Origin of the sequence: Candidatus Hydrogenosomobacter endosymbioticus (genome assembly GCF_021654655.1) — a bacterium.
Taxonomy (GTDB): Bacteria; Pseudomonadota; Alphaproteobacteria; order Holosporales; family GW7; genus Hydrogenosomobacter; species Hydrogenosomobacter endosymbioticus.
Window position 1 is genome coordinate 697,264 of the sequence record NZ_AP025225.1, and the last position, 25,783, is coordinate 723,046.

The window sequence follows — 25,783 nt, forward strand, 5'->3', positions numbered from 1 at the left end:
CTATATGAGTAATTTTTCTGAAAACAATAGTTCTTCCTACGTTATTATATTTAGCAATGAGAAAGGAGGAACCGGAAAGTCTACGCTTGCGGTTCATGTTGTTATTGCGCTTTTATACGCTGGGTATAAAGTTGTTTCTGTTGATATAGACGGGAGGCAAGGGACTTTTTCTCGTTATATGGAAAATAGGTCAATGCTTGGAAATAGAGCAAGTAATAGAGTTCCTGTTCCTGTGCATTTCAGAATAGTGGATGACACGCCAGGAGTTGATACTCAGGAAGAACTTTGTAAAATAGTTTCTAGTGCAGGGGCAGATTTTGTTGTAATAGATTCTCGCGGGGCAGATTCAGGGCTTGTTCGCTATGCGCACTCTCTGGCTGATCTGGTTGTATCTCCGATAAATGACAGTTATATCGACTTGGATTTGTTCATAAAGCTGAGCGATATCAACAATGGTTTTAGCCCTAATGTGTATGCGCAAATGATTTGGGAGCAAAAGCTTAAACGAGCGTCAAAGTCTGGCAAAAGCTTGAGTTGGCTGGTTGTTAGGAACAGACTTCAAGGAATGGCCTCAAATAACAGCAAGAAGGTGGAAGAGATTTTAGAATTGCTTGCCAAGAAGCTCGGATTTAAGCTGGTTAGTGGTTTTAGAGAAAGAACTATTTTTCGGGAGCTGTTTCTTAGCGGGCTTACGCTTTTAGATAAAAAAACGGGAGTAGCAAGAGGGCTGTCGCATGTAGCGGCTAAACAGGAGTTGCGGGCGCTGCTTAATTCTATAATATCTGAGAGCAAGGTGGGCAAACGGAACTTCTAGAAAACTTCCGTAACTAGAGGGTTTTTGTGAGATTTGATGGGGTGGTACAGAGATGTGACTTGGCAGGTGGGTCCTCGAGCAATACTGGTTTATAGAAAATCGTTGGGAGTAGCCGTGGTTCGTTTATGTGCGTATGTAGAGCGTGGTTAGGATACATGTCCGTGCTATTGGCGGATCAAAAAATGCTTTTATTACTAACGTTGTGTGTTTTTGTTGAACGTGTATGGCCCCATAAGATACAGTTTTGATCCATCCTCTATCATTGTATTGGAAGGCCCGATTCCGATATACAGGCTTTTAAACTTTCTGTCTGCTGTGAGAAATTTGTGGAGCATGTTTTGCACAGATTTTCCTAGAGGCTCTTTTTCTGAAAGCAAAAGGTAGACTTTTCTTATATTTTTTCCAAGCTCCAACTTTAAAAAAGCACAGCTGAACATGTCAAAAGATTCTGGCATTCCTTCGAAATAAAACTGAAATGGATTTCCCAGAGTTTTTGCTCCGCTTGCACAAACATATCCTGCAAGGTATGAAGCGACTATTCTATCTTTTTCAAAATCGAATCCTACTTTTTCTAGCGTGCTTATAAGGGAGTCGACAGAATCTGCAAACTCTTGCCTGACAGACACGAATTTTAGAAAAGAGCTATTTTTTGATTTCGCAGTTGGAAACGGATGTCTGTTATTGAGAGTTTGGAATACTGCTATTCTTGGAAATACGAAGAAAAACGAAATTGCGCAAAATACATAGTAAACAAAAAGATTCTTTGAAAATAAGCTGGTTATGTCTGTTATCGCTACAATGATAGGGAGAGAGAATACTGCCATAGAATATAGAACCATGTCGCTGATGCAACATGCTGTGCCTAAAATGGAAATAGCGCATGAACATACGCATACCACGCACAAAAAAAGTCTACGTTTGTATATTTGAGAAAATTCTGTAGCCGTTGTGTTTGTACGGACGAGCGCTTTCCACCAAGTTACGGCGCTTGTGACAAGTATAGCGCCATATACGGCGAATCCAAATCTGAAAAATTCTGTAAGTTTTATGAAAAATCCAAAGTCTTTTTGAGTCGATGTTGCACAGTAAAACGCCCAAATTTTGTATAACAGATATGCTGCGCAGGCTGAAATTATGGATGTACATACCGCTGAATGAGACAAAATTTTACTTATTTTTCTTGCCGCTTGTTTTTTCCATGAGTCTATTTTAGTTCGTGGCATGGAATGTGTGCCAGGCTTTTCTTGCTCAAAGCCTGGGGTTTTTAATTTTTCTGCCAACACTATAAAAGTACAGGCCGCTATCATTGATTTCCAGTTCCGTAATGCGCTCAATAGGTCAGACAAATACTGGAAAAACATATTTTGGTGGTGTGACTTGAATGAGGCCTTGTATAAGTCTGGAAAATGGCGCAAAAGGTGGAAAGTAGCCGCGCAATATACAGCAAAAACTGAAAACGATACATAAGCGAATAGAAGGATGTTTTTGTTGGTCGCGGAATCTTTTTGTATAAATCTGTTATGTAAAGCGATGGCGCTAGGGATGCATACGACAAGAGCTAGTCCGCTTGCTGGACGTGCTGTGAATGCAAGCAATGCGCATATGGAAAGCAGACAAATATGGATACGTCCGCTGCTTTCGTTTTTTCTAGTTAAATATAAAAGCAGAAAAGCAGGCCAAAGGTATGAGGCTACAGAAGAGATTGTGTAGTACGAAAGTGTTTTTAATATATGGGTGTAATAGAAAAACATTTGGATCAACAGTGCGCATGCGAATATGGTTTGTTTTTGATCGTTAAAGGTGCTGGTTTTTTTGTGCTTGTCAGAGTTATATGAATATCTAAACGCAGAGTTCGCCAGAAGCAACGTGGACCCAAAAAGCATGAATAACGCTAGCAACCGATATCCTAGAAGCGAATGTCCGAATATGCGTCCGATGTAATGAAAAAGGTTATAGTAGGTATTTAAATATAGAGGTGTGGGTTCGTTGCCGTGGATTAGTATGTGGAAAAAATATCCATCAGCGAATATATTCAGGTTAAAAAAACTTCCATAAATTATGGACAAACATAAAACGGAAACAGCAGTAATAGCGACTAGTAAAGGAATGATGCTCGCGATTCTTGAACCTGCAATCTTTAAACTTTCTTTTCTATAAGAAATTTTGTTTTTAACCATATTCCTCCTATACAACGTACTTAGCGTTCACACGATTGCTCTATTGTTCGTGTGTGGCTATATTCCATACAGCTTCATGTATTGTTCTACAATTCTTTTATCTGGTACAAATTCTTTATTAAAAGAATACGGTCCGACTAAAAACAGCCGTGAGCCTCTATCAGAAAAAATATTTTCGGGCCCTTCTCCTATGTATATTCTTTTTATTTCTTGGTCTTTTCTCACCATTTTAAGAAAGTGCTCTACGATTCTTGGGCTTAGTTTTTGTTTTTCAGAAAGAAGCACGTATACGTTTTTTATATCTTTTCCTGCCTCTAAGTCTAGAAACATGCAGTTCAGTATGTCATAGCGCTCTAGGTCGCGGATGTTTGCTACGGGGATTTGGAACACGCATCCGAGTGATTTTGCTCCAGATGCGCTGACGATTCCGCCAAGATAACTGGAAAAAATTCTGTCTTTTTCAAAATCAAAACCTTCTTCTCGCAAAGCTTGGATAAGGCCGTCTATGGACGCCGCTTGCTCTTTTTCCATCCTTAATCCGCGAGAATAAACGCTTAAAATCGATTTGTGATTAGGGAAAAACGCTCTGTTGCTGTACGACTGAAAAAATATCATACAAAACAGGGCAGTTATAGAAGAGAAAGATGAAAACAATACCACAATGATATTGTATCGGTCGAATTTTTTTGTAATATCAAATAGGAAGACGACTATTGGAAGAGACAAGGCGCTCATTCCATATAGGGTAACCCTGCTTAGGTAGCCAGCGGTTCCGAACGATGCGCAAAAAGCCGCAAATATAGAAGATGCTAAAATTAGCATGCGAGCCTGAGCAAACGTTTTGTCATTTTTGTTATCGGCTAACAGTGAGAATTTTTTGTTGCGGAAGTTCATATTGATCCATGCGCCAAATATAACAATTGCCATGAACAGGCAAAAAGCAAAATATTCTCTAAAGAAAATGGGGCTTTTAACAAAAAACGCAAAATCCTTTGCCAAACATGCAGAGGCCATGGCTATCCAAACTTTACAACACATCAAAGCAGTTGCGATATACGCAAGCGAAAGCATCCCCGCTACTATCTTACTTTTCCATTTTATTACAAGCATTGAAGAAATAGCTATAGACAAAATAAAAGCATAATAATGTCTGTATAGCATAGTTATAACGTCTTGCTTATAAACAGAAAACATGTTCCAGTGGTTGGCAAGATATTCTCCTTTATAGAGCATTGGAAAATGCTTGACTAAACCCCAAAACACTATACAAGACGCAGCTATCATAGAAACAGACAAAAAGCAGAACGCTACTATATCGATTTTTTTCGGCTTTGAGCCAGAAAAATAGCCAAACACATGTATGAAAACAGGCGTCGAGCACAGCAACATTATTCCAGAGTTTGGTCTTGCTGTGAATGCTATCCAGGTGGCAAATGCTAAAAATATTAAATGTAAAAATCTATACGCCCGCCATTGCGTTGAACTCGTAGAAAAGTCGCTAATATTTGAGCAATATAGAAGAAGTGCGGCAAGCCACAAATATATAGAACATGAAACAACAGTCACGTAAGATAGAGTGGGGATTATATGAAGATAAAAGAAGAAAGACTGAATGACGACAATTCCAGAAAAAATAACAATGTGTTTCGGTTTTGAGAATTTATCTATAAACTTTACTGTTACGACTCCGAGAATCGCAGACGAAGATACAATCATAGGGATGCATAGTAACCTATATCCAACTATGGTGTGGTCAAAAATCCTACCTATGTAGTGAAACAAATTATAGTATAGGTTAAGGTATAGCGGGGTGCTTTCGTCTCCATGAGCTAAGATATAATGCAGATAGCCTTCTCCAAACGTGTTTAAATTGAAGAAAGACATATAAAACGCGGCCGCTATAAGAAGTATAACTTGAAAGGAGACAACAACCAAAACGCAGCGCGCTTTTATATTAGGCACAAATTTTAATTTTTGATTAGTGCTTTTCTCTAAAAACATATGGTCCAACCAGATATAATGTCCTCTTTTCTCCTAGGGTGTTATCATTGTAGAGCGCAATTTTTCCTAAATCAATTTTCTTAGAGTTTTCTTTGGGTTCTAGCATTAGTGATAGCGTTTTAAACTCTAGGAGTTGTGGATTTTCTAGTTCGCTAATTTCTGTCGTAAGCAGATATACATGTCGTACGTTGATTGGTTTTTCTATTTTTAAAAAGGCGCTATTTAATTTATCGTAACCGCGGAACCATACGTTGTTATCTTGCGGAGGGTTATGGGCAGTGCCAAAAGCTGTTGCGCCTGACGCAGCTAAGAGTCCTGTAATAAGAGGATACACAAATATTTTATCCCTTGAGTAATCGAAATGTTCTTTTTGCAAAGCTGCGATTACGCTGTCAATGCTTCTTGAAAAATTGCTATCGATTTTTATGTATTTTAAATATTTACTGTTACAATAGTTTGTTTGGACATTGAATTTGCCGTTGTGTATATATGTTAATACTTGCGTATTTAAAATTCTGTATGAAATTACGCAAAATACAGCAACAATTATTGAGCAAAATATATATATTTTTTTTTTGTCATACAGAAGTCTGTCGGTCATTGCCAAAGCTATTGGCAAAGAAAAAGCTCCTACTATTAGTGGCATACTTATGATCGGAGAGAAAGACGACCCGATAAGTGACGAAAAAGACACAAAACAACATACAACTGAAAGAAATTTGCATCTCCTATTATCGAGCACGAGCATTTTCATAGACATCGCTGTCATTGTTGCAATGATATACGTTATAGAAAACAGCGCATTGAACGATAGATCGCAAATATTTTGGGTGCTCGCAAGGCAAATTAGTCGAAATATTATGATCAAACTAGCTATGAAAGCGGCGCTATAGGCCAATTTTTTTGGAAGGAATGAAAATGACGCTATAGAAAATATGGCCAAAGCTATGATATGCGAGTTTTTTATAAATAAATATTTTATTATACAAATGTTGCGCCAGAATAATCCAGAGTATAACCATGTTGATCGAGCTATCTTTGCTAGGCCAATAACTTGCAAAATTGCCTCAGAGTTTGCTAAAAAAAACGCGCAGGATAGTGAGGTTGTCATAAAAACGTATAAAGACAGGTGTAAATATTTTTTTACTATATGTTTTTGAATTCTTACTTCATGTTTTTCAAAGTAATTGACTGAAAAAAAATATAAAATAGAAATAAAAAACAGTAACGCTCCAAATTGGGGCCTAGAAACCGCGGCTAATATTGTGGCGGCCGACATAAGAAAGATGAAAGACGAGCTGCTTTTTTTGGGTGACAATAAAAAGGTCGCTCCAGCACACCAAAGATAGACAGATATGGTGGTAAGCGTATAGTATGAGAGCGATTTGAAAAAAAAGCAGTAATAAGAAAATAGATGCAAAATTCCAATAAGAATAAACATTGTGAAAACTAGAGGATTGCATGAAATTATTTTAGAATTATTGAGCAATAATTTTGCTGCTGCATAGTAAAACAAAAAGCAGCTGGAAATTAAAAGTGAAAATGAGATCAGCCTATATCCTAGAAGGGTGTGGCCGAAGATAGATCCAATATTATTTAGCGGTATGTAAAAGAGGCTGAGCCAAAGAGGATGCGGCGAGTTTGAGTGAATGCAGCAGTGCAAATGTAATGCCTCGTCGACAAAATCGAAATAAAAGAAAAAAGAAAAAAGGACAATCGCAGAAAGCGCTAGGCATGCCGCAGTAAGAATCCATACAGATATATAAATAGCGTTCTTGGCATGAGTGGCTCGCAGATTAGGACAGAAACTTGCAATCGTTCTATCAAGTGGTTGCGCCATTAGCGATTTTCTCTCTCTAGATTATGCTCTATGTGAAACGTTATTTCTTGATTCGGAACGAAATTTTTATTGAATTCGTAAGGTCCAGCAAGGGTTAGCATGGCTCCGCTCTCAGACATCACATCAATAGGCCCTTCGCCAACTATACTCGTTTTGCGCTTGCCGCAATCTCTAATCATCATAAATAGATGAGTCCAAGCTTTATCCCCGACTTTTTGCTCATTTGACAACAACAGATATACATGGCGAATATTTTTTTTACTTTCTAAATCTAAAAACGCACAGGTAAAAACATCATGGCAATGCAAACTGTTCGGAAGATACAGCTGAAAAGGAGTGCCAAATGAACGCGCTCCGGATGCAGCAACAATACCAGGTATATAAGATGAAAAAATACGGTCCTTCTTCTTGTCAAACCCAAACTCGTTAAGTTTTAGGATAAGAGAATCTATAGTATCTCTTTGTTTTTTTTCTATTTTTATGTACTTAAGATAGGGGCTATACCTAGATTCGCTTCCAGAATAAAAGCATTCTTTTCTGTTATTCAATGTGTGGAAATTATACATGAATGACCCGATAATCGATCCTGAAAACAACACAAATAGGAGCGCGCTAGAATTTTTTTTTGAAAAACCATGCGTATAATCGAACAAAAACACAATAACAGAAAGAATAAGTGCGCTCATAGAGTAAACCATTACTCTGCTTAGTGCTCCTGCCGTTCCAAACGCAGACAAAAACGCAGAGAAAAGAGAGACGCACAAAATAAAAACTCTTTTTCTTATGAATAAAGATTTTAAATTGTTATTTTTTATATCAGCAAAGACATAAGCGCATATCGTAAAAAGAGCTGTATAAAAAGACATGGCTAACCAAACGGCTACACTATGGGAGCGCATAGTTTTTTTGCCTGCAGATCGAAGGGCATTAGTCCAGTCAATGTCAAGCCATAAAAAAACGCTTATAACTATCATAGTTAAACAAACTACAAAATAAAATCTGCAAAAAGCATAGTCATTTTTGAAAAATAGAGCGTCAGTAAAGATGGAATTGCGTGTAATGAACAAGTAAATTTTTGCAGAAATAAGAGCAAAATACGCGTAAATAGCCGTCGCAGCTACCATTTTGTATTCACAAAAGTACCGCTTAAATACGCTGATTATTGCTCCAGTGACCACTATAAAAGCTAGCAGATATCCGCAATTTTCGGCGATAACAACTGCATCATTGAGATACATCCCAAGCACGCCACCGTGGTTAGCGCACATTTCTGCCTTATACAAACTTGGGAAACAGCTTATGACCTCGAAGTACCATGCGCAATGTGCCGTAATTGTTGAAACTGCGCCAAGAAAATACACTCCGCAGTCTGACTTTTTGATCTCTAAGCCAAGAAGCTTGCAAAATAGGTATAGCAACACTGGTGTTGCCACAACAAGCAATACTCCTGTCACTGGCCTTCCTGTAAACGCAAGAAATGTCGCAAAGACAAGCAACGCTGTCGGTGGGAACGTCCATTTGCTGCGTTCTCTGCGCCCAAAATACCAAATATTCCCAGCGCACCAAAGATATAATGATGCGGTTGTCATAGTGTAATACGAAAAAATGGTTAGTATGTGAGTATAATAAAAAAATGCATTTAGAATAGTGAGCAGCAACACAATAGTTGCTCCGCTTTTATTGTCTCTATCTTTAATATACCAAGCTGTTGTCGCTCCAAGAGCCGCAGAAGCTCCCAGTATTGATGCAAGAGCAACAAACCGATATCCGACTAACAGATGTCCAAACGCAGCCCCTACCAAATGCAAAATCAGATAATAGGTGCTCAAAAACAAAGCCGTGGGCTCACTTGCATTAATCAGAGTATAAAGAGTATATCCTTCGAATAGGCCATTATAATTGAAAAAGCAGTTTGTGATGGCGAGAGCTAAAAGAGCAAAAATGAAAATCGCGGTCACGCAGAGCAGAACCGTCGCTGGAATACTAAAACGACTAAGCCCTGAAGTCTTTTCTGCGAAATCACTAAATAACGCAGAAACTCTGTTCAAAACACTGGAAAAACTACCAACGCCAGACGACGATATGCCCTTTCCATCTTCAACGCTCTTCGTGCGAGCAACTACCATAAAACTCTCTCAAAAATAAACGAAAGGAAAGGAAGGGAACAAAAACACTACCCCCCCCTCTTCCCTCTAAAAAAGTCAAGAAAGAATTCCATCCCTTAGGGATTTTCCTGCTTTAAACGCAGGGATCCTTGATTCAGGGATGACCATGCTTTCTCCTGTTCTGGGATTTCTTCCGGTCGTTTGGCTTCTAACTCGAACAGAAAACGTTCCAAACCCAATAACCTGAACTTTATCTCCAGCTTTGAGCGCCTTGGTTATGACGCTAACAGTGGCATCAAAAACCTTACTAGCGTCACTGAGGCTAACCCCAGCCTCTCTCGCTATCGCAGAAATCAACTCAGACTTATTCACAGCGCACCTCCATCAACAACGCGGACAACAACAGCGTTTACCGCGCCTATTAAAACAGCTAAAATTGAACCTTTATACCACACAACACAACCTTCGCTGTATTTCCTTTAACCGCATCAACGCTATGCGAAGAGCTGTCAGCAGCAAGAACTCTATACGCAGCACCATAAGCCCACGCCTTATTCTTCATTTTATACACAGCCCCTTCGACAAAAGGCATAAGTCCAGGAGCAACATTGTATTCGGCGGACAGCACATATGCATCCCCTTTGGCAACTACTGATTTGCTAGCGAGATCTTTAGCAAACCCTGTGTGTCGCTGTGAGTGCAGATACGTAAATGTCAGCTTGCCAGAACCAATTGTATAGCCAACTCCAGCATCCACAGACCAATATTTTCCAGCTTTGTTAGCAAAATAACCCATCGACTGCATAGCTGTTCCATTAACAACTGGGGATATGCCTAACATATTATTAGAGAATGTCTGCGATTTGCCGTTAAATATTCCCTCAACCCCAAACTCAAAAGCTCCAATACCACATGTCATGCCAACAGCGTGAGAAAACGTGTTCCTCCTTTTCAACATGGGGCTATTCGCGAGCTCTGCTTTAGTCTTGCCAGAGACAGCAACCCAAGACATAGAAAAATATCCTCCGTCAACCTTATACAGATAGTTAACTCCGGGAGACCAAACATTAATACAAAACGGAACTGGATGATCTCTGTATGGGCTGGCGTCTGTTTTAAGACCTTGCTCGCCAAGGTGTTGGTTGTTGGGGGCATAGCTAACACCAAGCTGGAACCCATAAAATCTCTCAGAATACGCAGAAAATTTCGTGGCATACCCCGTTTCTCCTATAAGAGTCGGGGCCATCCATACACCAGATGTTCCATTTACAAACCTAAAAAAGTTACCATCAACGCCACCGCTACCAGCTGCAAAGTCAACTGGAGAAACGGCGCACCTATCCTCAACACCTTTTGTGTTGCCAAACATTACTAAACCAACCGATTTCGCACCGCAAGTACCGAAAATTTCTCGTACGCCATAACCTGCATTTTTATCACCCGTAAACGAGCACAAGAAAGAGTAGTCCATCCAATCCTTCGAAGATTTAGCCTCTATGTTTACCTTAGAATTGTCCAGAGCAAACATAACGTGCTGATTCTTGTTTTCCTTATAGGAGGCCGAGACCTTTCCAGAGTCGTCTTTCCTAAGAGAATAGGTGCCAAGAGCCTTCTGATTTCCAAAAAATGCATCCGACAAAAACTTACCGGAAAACGTAACTTCGAACCCGCCATCCTTACCAGCAGCTTGCGAACCAACACCGTCCGCAGCCGCAACCGCAGAAAGCGCAAACCCTAAAAACAAAAACTTTCTAAACATCGCGTAAATCTTTTCACCTACTCCACACGGCCCTTTATACCATTCGTTCCCCAGAAAAACAATACTTTTTTACGATAAATTAAATTTTTTCACCAATCAGCTGGGAATATGTGTTGTTTTTGTAATCGCATAGAGACAGAACTTTAATAGATGTGCGAATGAGGTCGAATAGGCAAGCGTTACGTGAGATAGTCGAATGGCGTATAAACAGGCAAGATTGGTAAATTTTTTGTTACATGATAGCATGTGGGCAAGTTTTTGTGCTGAAGCGAGAATCGTTCTGGCGGTGATATTCGATGAAGAAAGTATTAATAATTTCGTTTACTCACGTTGCGACGTCGCCAAGGGTTGTGAGGCAGGCGGATTTTTTTCTTAGCAATGGATTTAAAGTATACGTTGCTGGCTTTAGCGGAAAGGATAAAGTCGATAGCAGATGGGAGTTTATAAATCTGTCTGGGTATCTTCCACCATATACATATAAAATGTCGCCGTATTTATCAGTCTCTATTGCTGACTTAGCGAAGATGGTATCAAATAAAAAATCTAGAAGAGATTTAATAGATATGTTTTTTGATAGAGCTACAGAGATATACAAGATATTTGCTTTGTCGAAGAGAGCCGCGGTTTTTGCGTATTGGAGGCGTAAGGTATACTGGGATATATTCGAAGTCCTGAAAGATCTGGACATTGATTTCATAGCTTGTCATGACTACCATACGGTTCCAGTTGCTTTTGAGCTGGCGGCCAGAAAAAACATAAGCTACACGCTAGACTCGCATGAATACGGAGTTATGGCTGGAAAAACAGAGTCTTTTTTTACAAACATACTTTGGTTTTTGTTTAGGAAAAACTATATACATTTTCTGCAAAAGGAATATTTTCCGAAGGCTGCGCTAATCACAACCGTTTCCCAGGGGATAGCAGACCTTCTTATGGATGATTATAAGCTTGAAAAGTGTCCAACAGTTATTCGTAGCGTGCCTGTTTACTCTAAGCAGGAAATTAACAAGGTGAAGGCGGACAAATTCTCTATTCTATATCACGGGATTGCTTCTCCGTGCAGAGGTATTGAGCAGATAATAGAAGCTCTTTCTATTTGTAAAAGCAACGCTACTCTTACATTAAGAAGTTCTTGGAAGAGTGGATATCTTGAAGAAATACGAAGGCTTGTTTGTAAATTTCGAGTAGAGCATAAGATAGTTTTCGAGCCTTTGGTAGCATTTCAGGACATAGTGCAAGAGGCGAGCAAATTTGACATCGGTATAATAGTTGTTCCTAAAATAAGTCCGCAGCAAGAATATAGGCTTCCAAACAAATTTTTTGAGTATATCATGGCTGGAATGGCTTTGTGCGTTACTGACTGTAAAGAGATGGAAGAAATACTAAAAAAATATAATCTAGGGAAGGTAATTAAAGGTTCAACCCCTGAAGAAATTGCAAAAACCATAGATTCTTTTGATATAAACAGTATCAATGAATATAAAGAAAATTGTTTGAAGGCGGCCCAGGAGCTGTGCTGGGAGAACGAAAGCCAAAAGCTAAAAGTTCTTTTAAAGGGGATATAAGAACTATGACGGGCCTGAGACTTTCCAAGATGTTTGAATGGCGCGCAGGCCGCTAATCATGTTTGCAATTAATTTATTATATAGATTTGACATTATATAGATTTGACGTTATTCTGTAGGCTACTCACCAAGCGTTTCGCGCCTTAAAATTTGTCTCATAGAGACGCCTTCTTTGGGCATTCCTGTTAGCTCTCTTGAGTCTTCTAGAAGCTCGTCGGCTCTTTTGATATTTGTGATGCTTACATCGAGTAGATCTCTTGCAGATTCCATGTTGTGAATTTTATCTGTAAGAGCAGCAAGCGCTTTATCTGATGGAGAAGTTGCGGCTTCATTATAGGCAGTCATTAATTCGTAGAATCTTTTGCGAAAATCTTCTTCATCAGCGAAAGCCGAAGATGCTGTCGTTAAAGCAAATAAGAATAGAAATAATTTTTTCATTGGTGTTTTAGTGAGATAGATTGATGTTTGAATAATAAAAAAAATAATTTAATAAATCGTTAAAACAATGCTTAATAAGGCGATTTGATTTATTAGTAACAATTAAACCTCTTAGAAATTGTCATTTTATTAATTTGATGTTATAAAAGCCGACAATCAAATTAAATTTGAGAGTAAAGCTTCTTCATTATTTCTATGTTTGTCCGATATAGTTTTAAGTAGCTTGAGCATAGCGATAATATTTTCATTGACAATTTTTCGCACGCAAGCGCTCCGGTTTTCTTTTTAGCTTTTATTTTAAGCCTAGTTTTGAAGAAATCTAATGAGATAAATGCCGTATAAAGTGTTATATGAAATTTTGTCGATAACTATTCTAAGGTGTTAGCTTTTTATGCGGCATTTGATATTTTTTGGTTATTGCATTTGCGGATTCTTATCGAAATCAGAGATCATATTTTTTTGATCTTGCGGTTTTTTATTGACATTTTCAAGATTTTTAAGAATTTCTTGCGCTTTTTTTATTGCTTCACTAGCTCGTTTTATTCCCATTGTTGACATTTCTATTGTGTCGCCAAAAGTGTCTTCATATGAAAGCATTTCTTCGAGGGCTATCTTTAAGCGGATGCGGTCATTTTCTGAGGACTGCCAATTAGAATTTATAGCTGATTTTAGGTTGTTGATTCTAGAGTAAAATTCATCCTGACCAGCAAAAGCTGAAGATGCCGCGGTCAGCGCGAATAAAAATAAAAATAATTTTTTCATGATTAAGTTGAAAATTATAGGCCATATATTAGCGTATAATATAATATGCTAAAATATATTTAAAATGTATATTTGTATATTTGGCAACAAACTCTAAAAAATTGCAATTTCGAATTTTTATAGAGTATTTATTAAAGTTGCGCTGGAGGCAAAATTTTTTTACCATTGTGGGTGGCGCTCTTTTTTATGATATCAGGTGTTTATTCATCCAACGGCGATAGTCAGCTGCGACCTTGTGGCAGGTGAAAATGTGTACATAGGTCCATACTGTACTGTGGGAAGAAATGTTGTTTTTGGCGATAACGTTGTTCTTTTGTCTCACGTTATAGTTCATGACAGAGTGTCTATAGGGAGCGGTTCTATAGTATATCCTTTTGCAACAATTGGCTTGGCTCCTCAAGACATGAAATATTGTGGGGAGGAGTCATTCGTAGAAATAGGGAGAAAGGTTCAGGTGCGAGAGCATGTGACAATACACTCTGGAACTAAGCGCGGGATAATGAAAACGACGATTGGGGACGGCTGCTTGCTTATGGTGGCGTCTCATGTTGCGCACGATTGTGTTGTTGGTGAAGGGGTGATTATGGCAAACAACGCTACTCTAGGTGGCCATGTGTCTGTCGGAGATAAAGCTATTATAGGCGGTCTTGCCGCTATACACCAGTTTGTAAGAATAGGAGCATATGCCATAGTAGCCGGAACGGCGGGCGTCGCTGATGATGTGATACCGTTTGGAAGTGTGATAGGAAGCAGGGCTAAGATAGCTGGGTTGAATATCATAGGTCTCAAGAGAAATGGGTTTTCAAGGGATGAGATACACGCTTTGAGAAAAGCCTTTAGGGCTTTGTTTGTTGACTCAATTGTAGGGAGCGCAAGAGACAAAGTTGTTATGCTTAGCGAGGAGCTTCGTTCATTTAAAACAGTAAGTCTCCTGTGTGATTTTGTGGGCCAAGATTCCTCGAGATCTTTTTGCGCTGTGCGGAATAAAATGATGACTGAGGATATTGGCGAAATCTAAGCGCTCTGTTTTGTTTCGTTTCGTTTCGTGTTTTTTATGCTGAGTGCCGCTGTGTATTCGGCTTTTTTTGGAAACCTTGTTTCTGAAGAATTATGCACTTTCGCGCTATAGTTCTTATATTCATTAGGTATTTCTCGGCTTTATCCGAGGCTACTGGGTTTCTATTTTTCTTTTATGGGCGAATAGGCCTATTGTAAAAGCTGGTTATTTTCATGTACATTTGGAAGCGCGGGGTGTGGCGCAGCCTGGTAGCGCGCTTGCTTTGGGAGCAAGATGTCGGAGGTTCAAATCCTCTCGCCCCGACGTGTGTTTGTTTAGACGCTTGGTTGCTTTGCTTGTTTAAGAGCGCAATCGCGTGGTGTTTTGTTTTGTATAATGTGGTTCGTTTGTTTTCTGGTGGGATCCGCTTTTTCTCAGCCGTCGTTCTTGTTCCGGTTTTTGTGCTTTTTCCAAATCTCGGGGAACCGCGTTGTTTAAGTTAAAGTCTGAGTTTTTCCCCAGCGGAGATCAGCCGGAAGCAATAAGGGAGCTTCTTTGTGGCCTATACCAAAAGCAGAAAAATCAGGTGCTTCTTGGCGTTACTGGGTCTGGAAAAACTTTTACAATAGCAAATGTCATACAGGACGCTGGACGGCCGACTCTTATATTTGCGCCTAATAAGACGCTTGCGGCCCAATTATATGGAGAGATGAAAGAATTTTTTCCAGAAAATGCGGTCGAGTATTTCGTGTCTTATTATGATTACTTTCAGCCAGAAGTGTATATTCCAAAAACAAACACATATATTGAAAAAGATGCGTCAATTAACGAGCGTATAGACAGAATGCGGCACAGTGCTACGCGTGCATTGCTCGAACGCAGGGACGCGATAATAGTTGCAAGTGTTTCTTGCATATACGGTATAGGAGCGGTTGAATCGTACTCTGGGATGTCTTTCGCGATATCTGTTGGCGATAAAGTGTCTTTTCGTGAGCTGTTTGCTAGGCTTACAGAGATACAGTATAAGCGTAATGATATATCATTTGTGCGCGGCATGTTTAGGGTGCGTGGCGATAATGTGGACATATTCCCATCTCACTACGAAAATCGGGCATGGAGGCTTCAGTTTTTTGGAAATGAGCTTGAGCGGATATTTGAGATCGACGTGATCACAGGAGATAAAGAGGCTAGCCTAGATTCGGTTCGCATTTTTCCAAATAGCCACTATTCCACTCCTGGCCCAACAGTTATTCAAGCTTTGCGAGAAATAAAAATAGACCTGGACGCAAGACTTACTGAGCTGAAATCAGAAAATAAGCTCGTTGAAGAACAGCGCCTGCGTGAGCGGGTGAATTATGACATAGAAGTTATGCAGTCCACCGGAACATGCCCAGGTATAGAAAATTATTCTCGTTATTTAACAGGGAGGAGTCCCGGAGAACCTCCCCCAACACTTTTTGAATATTTGCCGCGGGATGCTCTTCTTATTGTAGATGAAAGTCATGTCAGCATTCCACAGCTTCGAGCGATGTATAACGGGGATCAGGCAAGAAAGTCTAATTTGTCTGATTATGGGTTTCGTCTTCCATCTTGCAAAGACAATCGGCCTTTAAAATTTGATGAGTGGGAGGCGCTTCGTCCAGATACTATATTTGTATCTGCTACCCCAGGTTCATGGGAGCTGGAACAGGTAGAAGGAGTTATAACGGAACAAGTTATTCGCCCAACAGGTCTGCTGGACCCCGAGTGTTTTGTCCGTCCAACAGAATATCAGGTGGATGATCTTATTGGTGAATTGAGATCCGCCATATCATCTGGAGGAAGAGCTCTGGTCTTAACGCTAACAAAAAAGATGGCGGAGGATTTAACGGAGTACTTAAGTGCTGCGTCTATTAAAGTTCGATATATGCATTCTGATATAGACACTCTTGAAAGAATAGAAATTTTGCAGGATTTGCGAAGAGGAGAGTTTGACGTATTGGTAGGAATAAATCTTCTGCGTGAGGGGATAGACCTTCCGGAATGCAGTCTTGTTGCGATTCTTGACGCTGATAAGGAAGGATATCTTCGCTCATCGTCTTCTTTGATTCAGATAATAGGGAGAGCTGCGCGAAACGTAGATGGTAAAGTGATTTTATATGCAGACAAAATAACAAAATCTATGCGCTATGCCCTTGAGGAAACCTCTAGAAGAAGGGCTAGACAGATGGAATATAATAATAAACACAATATAACGCCTAGGACCATATGCCGTGTGCGCAAAGATATAGTCAATTTCTGCGACTTAGAAAGCGGTTTACAAGAAGAATCAAAAATAGTGATTAAAGATGCGGGAAATGAATCTGGAATAGCTATGCTTTCAACTTTAGAATTAGAGAAAAAAATGGTTGCGGCTGCTGAAAATCTTGAATTTGAAGAAGCGGCTAGGATTAGGGATATGTTAAAAAAAAGGCGAAAATAAAACAAAATTTACTTTCGCTTGATATAATGTTTGTCTATACATGGTCGGCAAAGACTATTATTTAAAAACTATTGTTTCTATAGCGCTTTTTTTATTATAAAAAACTTAATAAACGTATAGAGTTATAACTTTATTCCTGCTAGGTGTAGAACTGCAGACAGGGTGGAGTCGCATCCCCTTAAAAAGTCGTGATGCTTTTGTAGCTCATTTTGTGCGAGAGTTTTTGTTGCTCCTTCAAGCTGCTGCATAAGCTGGGATTTTATATTGCTATATTGGTCTTTTAGTTGCGATATCTGGTCCTTCGCCTCTCTTTTTGCGCCGTGAAGTTGTTTTGAAATTTCATGAAGTTGGTTTTCTAGGTTTGCTATGGTTGTTCTTACGGCCTGAACGTCAGCTGCTGCTGTCGCTATATCGGACGCGACAGCTGATGCTAAAGGTGCAGATTGCTGAGGCTGCTGCGGTTGTTGAGTTCCGCTTGCAGCTTGATTGTCTGCAACAGCGTTTTGTCCGAACGCAATCAAAGCAACCAAACATGTAACATAAGATTTTGCATTCATGCTTATTCTCCTTGTGGTATTATAACTATTAATTACATACAAACAAGGTATCATTTTACGATTAAATTCTTATTAACATAGATACAAAATAAACAAACCCTAAGAGCGGGCGAAGAGACTCGAACCCTCGACCCTAACCTTGGCAAGGTTATGCTCTACCAACTGAGCTACGCCCGCATCTGGTTAATGATATTTTACAAACTTTTTACCGTCAAGAGCTTTTGCGCCTCTTTCGCGGTATGCGGTATCGTTTAGCTCTTTCTTCTTTCTATATTGGTTGATTGTCTATTTTCATGATGCGGACATAATTCTGTGCATAGTCCACTCTTTTCCTAGAGCGTGGATAACTTCGAAGAGCCCAGGAGATATCCGGCTTCCGGTGACTAATATGCGCAGTGGCTGTGCGACATCTTTAAGCTTGAGACCTTTGGATTCTGCCCAATTTTTTATAAATAGTTCTATAGATTTTATGCTCCAATCAGAAAGATCTTGTAGGTCGTTTGCTATTTTTTGCGCATGTTCTATTTGATCCGATGTTATTAGGTCTAAAATTCCTTCATCGAAGGATTGAAGATCTTTCGTGCAGTATACTTTTGCCATCCTAATAATGTCTGGAAGAATTTTAGAGCGCTCTTGAATTGCCGGGAGTATTGTAATAAGACGGAGCTCTGTTTCTGTATCAATATTTGTATCAACTGCTTTTTCTAGATCCTCTTTTATAAGACCTAATATTTCTCGAGAGCTTTTGTTTTTGATATAGTGTGCGTTTAAGAAAAGTAATTTTGTTTCATCTGCTTTTGCTGGAGACTTTCCTAGTCCGTCAAAATCAAACCATCTTACTGCGTTTTCGAGCGAAATTATTTCTTCATCTCCTCGAGACCAGCCAAGTCGAAGAATATAGTTTAGAAAGGCTTCGCGTAGAAGCCCGCGCTCTTTATACTGTTCGACGCTAACGGCGCCTTCTCTTTTTGAAAGCTTTTTTCCGTCGGTTCCTAGAATGAGAGGTATATGCGCGGTTGTTGGAATAGGCCACCCCATAGCAGCGTATATCTGAGCTTGTCTAAACGCGTTTATGAAATGCTCTTCGCCGCGTATGATATGCGTCACCCCCATATCATAATCGTCTACGACAACTGCTAGCATGTATGTGGGAGATCCATCGGCGCGCAAAAGTATCATGTCATCTATTTGTGAATTATCAACGCTAACTTCTCCCAGCACCTTGTCATCTATCGTCGTTATACCATTTATCGGTGCTTTTAAGCGTATAACCGGAGCAATTCCATCGGGAGCATCTTTTTCTTCGCGGTCTCTCCAGCGCCTGTCATATAACGAAGGCCTCTTTTCTTTTTCAGCCTGCTCGCGCATTTGCTTCAGTTCTTCTTGCGTGCAATAGCATTTATACGCTTTTCCATTTTCTAGCATTCGAGCTACTATTTCTTGATGACGTATTGCTCGTTGGGATTGTATTACAACCTCATCATCCCACAACAATCCAAGCCACCTCATAGTAGACAAAATTTCTTCTTTCGATGCTTCCGTAGAGCGTTCTCGATCGGTGTCTTCTATTCTTAGCAGGAATTTTCCACCGCAGTGTCTTGCGTAGAGCCAATTGAAAAAAGCTGTGCGAATGGAGCCTATATGTAAGCTTCCAGTCGGCGATGGCGCGAACCTTGTTACTATATCTATTTTCATGATTAAGGCGACAAACAATACTCTTCGGACCAAGTCTGAATTAAAACTGGCAAAAATAAAAGCGGTATAACGCAGAGCATGTTGTGTAAATCTCGCGGCATCTGTTGGTAAAATATGGAAAACAAGAGATGTTTGATGATAGAATGCGCATGTCTCTTGTGGTGCATGCTTGTTTTCTAGCTGTTTTGTTCGGAGGTTGCGATGAAGCTGTTTTATGGGGAAAAGATGGAATTTGAGGCTGATATTGGGCTTGAGATTCACGCAAGAATAACATCAGCTAAGACGAAGCTTTTTTCTTCGTCTGCTATAGGGTTTGGAGCTGAACAGAATTCTCAGATAAACGTTGTGGACCTCGCCCTTCCAGGAACGCTTCCAGTGTTAAACGAGTTTTGCTTGGGGCAAGCAATTCTTACAGGTCTTAGTATGGGCGCGACTATTAACAGAAGAACTGTTTTTGAGCGCAAAAATTATTTCTATCCAGATCTTCCTCAGGGCTATCAAATATCTCAAAACGAAGATCCGATTGTGCTGGGCGGCTTTTTAAACATAAAACTTGAGGATGGGTCAGAGAAAAAAATAAATTTACACAGGATTCATGTGGAGCAGGACACTGGAAAAGCTATGCATGATCCTGAGCGCGGGGTGTCGTTTATAGATTTTAACAGGGCAGGAGCTCCGCTTATGGAGATCGTCACTATGCCGGAGATAAAAAGTCCGGAAGAAGCAGGGGCGTTTATAAAAAAGCTGAGAACAATTCTTCGTTATATTGGAACATGCGACGGAAATATGGATGAGGGGCATTTTCGCGTTGATGTGAATATTTCTGTACGTGTACCTGGCGAGAAGCTTGGCACCAGAGCAGAGGTAAAAAATCTTAATTCTGTGCGCTTTGTCCAGCAAGCTATTGTATATGAGATAAAAAGACAAATTTCTCTCATAGAATCTGGGAAAAATGTAGATCAGGAAACCAGGCTTTTTGACGAAAAATCGTGTTCCACAAGAGTAATGCGCGACAAAGAGAATGCGCACGATTATCGATATTTTCCAGATCCGGATTTATATCCGATTATTGTGTCTGAAGAGTATATTATGGATATCGCAAAGGGTATGCAGGAGCTTCCAGAGCAAAAGGCGGCACGATTCGTGAAAGAATTTGAGATTACAGAGTACGACGCAGCTGTTTTGACTGAAGACAAAGACTTTGCTGATTTTTTTGAGGCCGCTGTGATTGAGCTTCCGTCGAGGAGTGAGAAATCGTGCAAGCTAATTGCGAACTGGATCATCGGGGAGCTTTTTGGACACCTTAATAGATATGGTTTGCGTATATCAGAGTCAAAAATTTCTCCTGAAAATATTGCGAGACTTGTGTGTGAAATTTTAAGTGGAAACATTTCTGGCGCTGCTGCGAAGGAAGTGTTCGCGGGCATGTGGGAAACCGGAGATAGCCCAGGTTCTGTGATAAAGCGCAAGGGGCTTGCTCAGGTGTCTTCTCGCGAAGAGCTTAGTTCTATGATAGACAGGGTTTTGGCTGAAGAGCCCGAGCAAGTGCAGAAATTTCTTTCTGGAAAAGAAAAAATATTCGGTTACCTAGTGGGGCAGGCGATGAAAGCTAGCAAAGGAAAAGGCAACCCTCATGTTATACAGGAAATTATGAAAGAGAAGTTAGGGAAAATGAGGTCTGCGCTGTGAAGTTGCGGAGATAGACTGGCTTAGAGATTTATGTGGTTATAGTCTATAGCCAGCTTCTCCTTCAGATATCTATTCTCCCCCGGGTGGAACATGCGCGACTATTTGTGGGGTGCTTTGGCCTGTGGATATGTTGGAGTTGTTGAGCAACAATTCCAATTCGTGTAATGCGGCCTCTTCAGGTATCACTCCTCCATGCGCACCTATTTCTCCACCGGGTGGAACATGCGCTACGCCCTCCACAGGGATCTCTTCTTCCAAATGCGGATTATACCCACCTACTAGTACTTCTCCCTCGTCAATTTGGACATTGTTGCCATAACAACTATCCAATAGACCTTTACAAGCAAAAGAATCGTTATTCTGAACTAACCCAGCGCAAAGCCCTGCGCATATAAATAAAATTAATAATTTTTTCATGTTGGCGATATGTAATATGAACCATATTAATATATTATATTAATTTTATTTAATTAAAATTAAATAAGAGAAAAGCCGAATGATTATGAAAACAAAGTAATGAATAACCGAAGTTATTCATTGCTTTATAAAAACAGGCTTTATGGTAAAGTTTTGCACAACCGCTATTCTTCTTCTTCCGGTATTGCCTGTATGTCATGCGGTTTAGATGATTTTTTATTAGCCTTAAATAATTTTTTCAGTCCAGAATAATATTCTCTTAATGCTAGAAAATCAGAAGCATAATATACATCGCGGATTTTAATTTTTTCTAAATAAAGCTTAGCTTCGTCGGCTAGTCTTTCTAATTCTTGGTTGTGATCAAGTTGCATTTTAAGCATATTGTCTATTTTTTTTAGTAGTTTATTGGACAATTTGATAATCTGCAACTTTTTGTTATTTTGTGCTTTAACAGGGCTTTCGCAATCGAAAAAGTTGTCGTTGACATCGTTAGGGGAAATTTTCTGTAAAGATTGAGGCTTCCATTTTGGCGCAGATAAACAATCGGTATGAGGAGTGGCTGAGATGCAAACAGCGAGCCAAACCGCCGCTGTTGATAAGTTAAATTTATTCATTATTATTCTCCGCATAGTAACCGTTATGATGCATACTACGCCTGTTTATGGAAAAGTCAATATTTTTTTCAGAATAAATATTAACAAAACACAATGGCTGTTGCTTTTACAGTTTTATATTATTGATTTTATCCATAAGATGATTTATGCAGTCTTGGGCCGATGGATATGTGCCGCTTTCTGCCCAGCGGTCTATCCACCAATTGCGAGCATATGCAAGAGAATGCTTGATTTTTTCTCCGGTAAGGCCTAGAGACAGCATATCTTTTCCTGTAATTGGAAATTCTGTAATTTCGTAGGTGTTTACAAACTCTATAGCTTTTTTAAGACGTTCAGCAGAAGAACCTGCTTCATGCTTCTCGTGCATGTTTGCTGCTTGTTGAATCCACAAAGAGCCAATTGTGATATCTTTCCCACAGGTGTAAATGTTTTTTGCTATGCTGGTTTTTGCGTGAGAGATGGATGCAGAGCAGGAATACACAAGGTTAAGAAACTTTTGCTGATTTCTTGACAGGCGGAGCCTCGGGAAATGATGGCCACCTATGCTGCATAATCTTGTTAGATTATCTGATTGCATTCGGAGGGTTTTTTCTAACTGGCAAATGTTTTCGAATATTTGGCTGTTAAAAGAAGGCGCTTGTTCGTTAATAGTGAAGATATGCTTGAAAAAGTCGTTTTTGTGCATTGAGCGGATGCACGGCCACGGATTCTTCGAGCAGAGCATTCTTAAAATTTCTTTTGTAATTCTCTCTCCAGAGATGATTCTAAGATTATGCCTTAGCTCTATGCATGCTGATAGGCATTCTTCATTAAGCTCTGTTTTTGCATAGAACGCATGCATGCGGAAAAAGCGAAGTATTCTTAGGAAATCTTCTTTAATCCTTTGTGTGGGGTTGCCTATAAATCGAACTTTTCCTAGGGAGATGTCTTGTAGTCCATTAAAATAATCATAAAGCTTTCCGTTTGAGTCTACGTAAATAGCGTTTATCGTGAAGTCACGACGAGAAGCGTCTGCTTCCCATGAATTTGTAAATTTTACTTTTGCCCGCCTTCCGTCAGTTTCTTCGTCTCGTCGTAGCGTCGTTATTTCGTAGGGTTGCTTTTCTATTACAGCGGTTACGGTTCCTTGCTCTATGCCAGTTGGTATTACGCAAACTCCCTTGTCTGAAAGGCCTGCCATAAGTTCGTTTGGCAATAAAGTCGTTGCTATGTCAAAGTCATCGAACGGAAGCCCAAGCAGAGAGTTTCTTACAGCTCCTCCAACAAACCGGCCTTCGCCAGATAGTTCAGATATCAGCATGAGGATCTTTTGATGTTTTTCTTGGTGAATCCACGATAATTTTTCTTGTACGTTAGACATTGCTGTTAGCTATGGTTTTTTGTGTTGTCGACTTTATTTCCGCGACGATTTTTTTTGTGTCGTCTATGGAGCTTAATTTTTGTACCTCGTTCACTAGTTCTGTAAGAGCAAATGGCTTTTGTAAAAAATACACATCAGACGTTGTGTTTGAAAGGTGTGCGCGGACCTCATCTTCCGGATATCCAGAAACGAACAAAATTTTTATCTCCGAATTGTTCTTTCTAACTATTTCTGCGAGAGAAGGACCGTCAACGCCAGGCATCATAACATCTGTCACTACTATTGAAACATCAGGGTGTTGTTTTACTATACTAACCGCGTGCTGACCATCTCTAGCTTCGACAACATCATAACCTTTTTCTTTAAGTGCTCTGGATGCGAAAAGTCGAACGGCGTCTTCGTCCTCGACGAGAAGTATTTTTGCTGACGAAGAGCGAATTTTTTGCGGTGCCGCTGTTGTATTTGCTGCATAAGTTACGCTGCCCTCTGTTGGTGCGTCAGCGTATTCTGGGAAATAAAGCGAAAATGTTGTGCCGCTCTTTAGTGCTGTTTGCACGTTAACGCCACCTTTGAATGACTCCATTATCTGTATTACATTTGCCAACCCGAGTCCAGTCCCTTGCCCCGGGTCTTTTGTGGAGAAAAACGGATCAAATATATGCGAGAGGTGTTCTTTTGGTATTCCTGTTCCGGTGTCGATGACGTCTACTACTATATATTTTTGAGCTGACAGGGAACCTTTTGCGACAGGGATTGGCGCGGAGATCAGTTCAGATTTTATAGAAAATATCAACGAGCCGCCGTTTGGCATGGCGTCGCGTGCATTGATCGCAAGATTAAGCAGGACTTGCTCGAGTTGGCCTCGGTCTCCATACGTTTGTCTTATAGAGTGTTGTTGCTGAATTGTAAACATGATCTTAGGGCCTATCATTTTTCGTATCAGAGGCGCCAGGTCTTGTATGCAAGATGGTATGTCTAGTGGCGAGCATACCGGAGTTGTTGATTTCGAAAATGCTAGAAGTTGTTGGATCAGTTTTGCAGCGCGCATGGAGCTTTGCTTTATTTGCATTATGTCTTTAGAGGAATCGCCGTCGGTATGACGCTGCAGTAGCAGGTCGCAAAATCCCATTATACCGGTGAGCAGATTATTAAAGTCGTGTACGATGCCGCCCGATAATTGACCTAAAATTTGCAAGCGTTGAGGATTTGTATCTTTTGCTGGAAGCCTATCTTCCGCTGGTTCGTCGAATACGGCTAGAAACTGTCCTGGAGATCTTTCATCGTTTGGCAGTATGTATTTTAAAAACGCGGTAATCGTTTTATTTTCACGTCCTTTTAGCCTAAGAGAAACAGGGTCTTGCATGGACCTGCTTTTTCTTATCGTTTTAAGGGATTTTGCAAGAGCGCTTTTATCTTTTTCCGCTATCCATTGGCCAAGAGCTGTGTATGTTCCGGAGTAAAAAGGCAGCTTATTTCTTAAAAGGCCGTTTACCGCTTTTATTCCTCCGCGCTCGTCTAAGAATGCGGCAGCTATTGGTATTAGTTCCAGAAGCGCGGGATCATTGACGCTTTTTATTCTGCTCGTAGCTTCCATCGGTGCAAGAAATAATCCTACAATATCAACGCTTGGGAGCGATATTACGTTTGATATGGCTGTTGGTATAAGAGCGCCATTAGCATCTTTAACAAGAAATACTTTCGTATGGAAGTCTTCCCATGAGCTTGGAGGAGTCTCAAATAAATCTAGAAAATCTGACCCGTATAGATATTGTACGGAATAGCCGAGCCATTCTGTAAAAACACTATTTACGAATAGAATTTTTCCTTCATCTGAGGCTATGCATACTGGAAGAGGATGAGACAGAAGCGTGCTTGCAAATTCGCTTAGTATAGATTGAGCCCTATTTTCCTCGAATTGCCAGAGAACTAGGTTTTTCGAGAGAGATATTTTTCTAACAACGAATTTTTGCGAAGTCCCTGCATAATCAAGCTCTATAATCTGAACTCGGTTTATGTCATTAGGTGAGGTAAAAAAATCTCTGTCTGTCGTTTTTGCTATATCTGCAATTTCGCGCATGTGCCGCAGTTTGTGCTCACCGAATAGCCGAGAACTCCTAATAATTTTAGTAGAGAATAAGATAGTTCCGCTTCTGTTTGAACAAATGAACATTCCAGGAAACAAAAATGAGAATTTTTGAAATACACTTACATGATTTAAGAAGGCAACATTTATGAGAAAAAACAAAACGAATCCTGCGGAGAACAATGGCTGACTATTTATGAAAAAATGCCATGAACCGAAGCAAGACAAAGCGAGCGTGAGCAAAAGCCAAACCGATGAAAATAGTTGGAAATCATTTCTCACAATTCCTGCACCCGGCTATTTCACGACTCCTATTTTTGCTGATTTTGTTCAAGACTTCAATGAAGATGTTTTTTCAGTAGAGCATGGAGCTTTCATGAGCTATCAGTTTGTGATTTCTGAAACTCTATGGTTGCGATAAATGGTGAAACATTGCGTGCCTACATGCA

General features: G+C 40.0%; 21 protein-coding genes and 2 tRNA genes. 8 read left to right on the forward strand and 15 right to left on the reverse strand.

All coding sequences use genetic code 11. The features are described from left to right. Nucleotides 1–4 precede the first annotated feature (4 nt). Nucleotides 5–814, forward strand: coding sequence for a division plane positioning ATPase MipZ (locus HYD_RS03245; protein ID WP_236864875.1), 810 nt, complete (start codon nucleotides 5–7; stop codon nucleotides 812–814). A gap of 194 nt (nucleotides 815–1,008) precedes the next feature. On the opposite strand, the gene HYD_RS03250 is transcribed toward HYD_RS03245, so the two are convergent. Then, nucleotides 1,009–2,121: a hypothetical protein gene (locus HYD_RS03250; RefSeq protein ID WP_236864877.1), complete on the reverse strand. Its 1,113-nt coding sequence runs from the start codon at nucleotides 2,119–2,121 to the stop codon at nucleotides 1,009–1,011. A 235-nt stretch (nucleotides 2,122–2,356) separates the two neighbouring features. Between HYD_RS03250 and HYD_RS03255 the strand changes: the two genes are divergently transcribed. Then, a complete protein-coding gene (locus tag HYD_RS03255) occupies nucleotides 2,357–2,524 on the forward strand; it encodes a hypothetical protein (RefSeq protein WP_236864879.1) in 168 nt (55 codons plus the stop codon). Between the two features lie 524 nt (nucleotides 2,525–3,048). Here HYD_RS03255 and HYD_RS03260 read toward each other — a convergent pair. The 5 genes from HYD_RS03260 to HYD_RS03280 form a co-directional block, all read right to left on the reverse strand. Next, the gene (locus tag HYD_RS03260) at nucleotides 3,049–4,992 is read right to left on the reverse strand and encodes a hypothetical protein (protein WP_236864881.1); all 1,944 of its coding nucleotides are present in this window, start codon (nucleotides 4,990–4,992) and stop codon (nucleotides 3,049–3,051) included. Next, complete coding sequence (locus tag HYD_RS03265) at nucleotides 4,970–5,746, reverse strand: hypothetical protein (RefSeq protein ID WP_236864883.1); 777 nt, start codon at nucleotides 5,744–5,746, stop codon at nucleotides 4,970–4,972. Before HYD_RS03265 ends, HYD_RS03260 begins: the two co-directional genes overlap by 23 nt. 1,085 nt (nucleotides 5,747–6,831) lie before the next feature. After that, nucleotides 6,832–8,958, reverse strand: a complete 2,127-nt coding sequence (locus HYD_RS03270; RefSeq protein ID WP_236864885.1) for a hypothetical protein — start codon at nucleotides 8,956–8,958, stop codon at nucleotides 6,832–6,834. A 75-nt stretch (nucleotides 8,959–9,033) separates the two neighbouring features. Continuing rightward, nucleotides 9,034–9,309: an HU family DNA-binding protein gene (locus HYD_RS03275; protein WP_236864887.1), complete on the reverse strand. Its 276-nt coding sequence runs from the start codon at nucleotides 9,307–9,309 to the stop codon at nucleotides 9,034–9,036. Between the two features lie 58 nt (nucleotides 9,310–9,367). Continuing rightward, the gene (locus HYD_RS03280; RefSeq protein ID WP_236864889.1) at nucleotides 9,368–10,696 is read right to left on the reverse strand and encodes a hypothetical protein; all 1,329 of its coding nucleotides are present in this window, start codon (nucleotides 10,694–10,696) and stop codon (nucleotides 9,368–9,370) included. 296 nt (nucleotides 10,697–10,992) lie between these two features. On the opposite strand from HYD_RS03280, the gene HYD_RS03285 reads away from it, so the two are divergent. Further along, nucleotides 10,993–12,261: a glycosyltransferase family protein gene (locus tag HYD_RS03285; protein WP_236864891.1), complete on the forward strand. Its 1,269-nt coding sequence runs from the start codon at nucleotides 10,993–10,995 to the stop codon at nucleotides 12,259–12,261. 120 nt (nucleotides 12,262–12,381) lie between these two features. On the opposite strand, the gene HYD_RS03290 is transcribed toward HYD_RS03285, so the two are convergent. Together HYD_RS03290 and HYD_RS03295 are read right to left on the reverse strand one after the other, a co-directional pair. After that, complete coding sequence (locus HYD_RS03290) at nucleotides 12,382–12,699, reverse strand: hypothetical protein (protein ID WP_236864893.1); 318 nt, start codon at nucleotides 12,697–12,699, stop codon at nucleotides 12,382–12,384. 414 nt (nucleotides 12,700–13,113) lie between these two features. Beyond that, on the reverse strand, nucleotides 13,114–13,461 hold the full coding sequence (locus HYD_RS03295) for a hypothetical protein (RefSeq protein WP_236864895.1): 348 nt from the start codon (nucleotides 13,459–13,461) through the stop codon (nucleotides 13,114–13,116). 196 nt (nucleotides 13,462–13,657) lie between these two features. On the opposite strand from HYD_RS03295, the gene lpxA reads away from it, so the two are divergent. The 3 genes from lpxA to uvrB all read left to right on the forward strand — a co-directional run bounded on the left by lpxA (nucleotide 13,658) and on the right by uvrB (nucleotide 16,919). Next, nucleotides 13,658–14,479, forward strand: a complete 822-nt coding sequence (lpxA, locus tag HYD_RS03300) for an acyl-ACP--UDP-N-acetylglucosamine O-acyltransferase (RefSeq protein ID WP_236864897.1) — start codon at nucleotides 13,658–13,660, stop codon at nucleotides 14,477–14,479. A 229-nt stretch (nucleotides 14,480–14,708) separates the two neighbouring features. After that, nucleotides 14,709–14,782: transfer RNA gene (locus HYD_RS03305), tRNA-Pro, on the forward strand. 166 nt (nucleotides 14,783–14,948) lie between these two features. After that, the gene (gene uvrB, locus HYD_RS03310) at nucleotides 14,949–16,919 is read left to right on the forward strand and encodes an excinuclease ABC subunit UvrB (RefSeq protein ID WP_236864899.1); all 1,971 of its coding nucleotides are present in this window, start codon (nucleotides 14,949–14,951) and stop codon (nucleotides 16,917–16,919) included. Nucleotides 16,920–17,041: 122 nt separating this feature from the next. Here uvrB and HYD_RS03315 read toward each other — a convergent pair whose 3' ends face one another. The 3 genes from HYD_RS03315 to gltX form a co-directional block, all read right to left on the reverse strand. Next, nucleotides 17,042–17,476: a keratin gene (locus tag HYD_RS03315; protein ID WP_236864901.1), complete on the reverse strand. Its 435-nt coding sequence runs from the start codon at nucleotides 17,474–17,476 to the stop codon at nucleotides 17,042–17,044. A gap of 104 nt (nucleotides 17,477–17,580) precedes the next feature. Continuing rightward, nucleotides 17,581–17,653 (reverse strand) — tRNA-Gly (locus HYD_RS03320). Between the two features lie 114 nt (nucleotides 17,654–17,767). After that, a complete protein-coding gene (gltX, locus tag HYD_RS03325) occupies nucleotides 17,768–19,171 on the reverse strand; it encodes a glutamate--tRNA ligase (protein ID WP_236864904.1) in 1,404 nt (467 codons plus the stop codon). Between the two features lie 201 nt (nucleotides 19,172–19,372). On the opposite strand from gltX, the gene gatB reads away from it, so the two are divergent. Next, nucleotides 19,373–20,860 carry an Asp-tRNA(Asn)/Glu-tRNA(Gln) amidotransferase subunit GatB gene (gene gatB / locus HYD_RS03330; protein WP_236864906.1) on the forward strand — a complete coding sequence of 496 codons (1,488 nt, stop codon included), beginning with the start codon at nucleotides 19,373–19,375 and terminating at the stop codon, nucleotides 20,858–20,860. 69 nt (nucleotides 20,861–20,929) lie between these two features. On the opposite strand, the gene HYD_RS03335 is transcribed toward gatB, so the two are convergent. The 4 genes from HYD_RS03335 to HYD_RS03350 form a co-directional block, all read right to left on the reverse strand. Next, nucleotides 20,930–21,277 carry a hypothetical protein gene (locus tag HYD_RS03335; protein ID WP_236864907.1) on the reverse strand — a complete coding sequence of 116 codons (348 nt, stop codon included), beginning with the start codon at nucleotides 21,275–21,277 and terminating at the stop codon, nucleotides 20,930–20,932. Nucleotides 21,278–21,441: 164 nt separating this feature from the next. Next, a complete protein-coding gene (locus HYD_RS03340) occupies nucleotides 21,442–21,891 on the reverse strand; it encodes a hypothetical protein (protein WP_236864909.1) in 450 nt (149 codons plus the stop codon). A 106-nt stretch (nucleotides 21,892–21,997) separates the two neighbouring features. Further along, a complete protein-coding gene (locus tag HYD_RS03345; protein WP_236864911.1) occupies nucleotides 21,998–23,191 on the reverse strand; it encodes a CCA tRNA nucleotidyltransferase in 1,194 nt (397 codons plus the stop codon). Between the two features lie 52 nt (nucleotides 23,192–23,243). Beyond that, nucleotides 23,244–25,328: a PAS domain-containing sensor histidine kinase gene (locus HYD_RS03350; protein ID WP_236864913.1), complete on the reverse strand. Its 2,085-nt coding sequence runs from the start codon at nucleotides 25,326–25,328 to the stop codon at nucleotides 23,244–23,246. A gap of 202 nt (nucleotides 25,329–25,530) precedes the next feature. Between HYD_RS03350 and HYD_RS03355 the strand changes: the two genes are divergently transcribed. After that, complete coding sequence (locus HYD_RS03355; protein ID WP_236864915.1) at nucleotides 25,531–25,755, forward strand: hypothetical protein; 225 nt, start codon at nucleotides 25,531–25,533, stop codon at nucleotides 25,753–25,755. The last annotated feature ends 28 nt before the right edge of the window (nucleotides 25,756–25,783 follow it).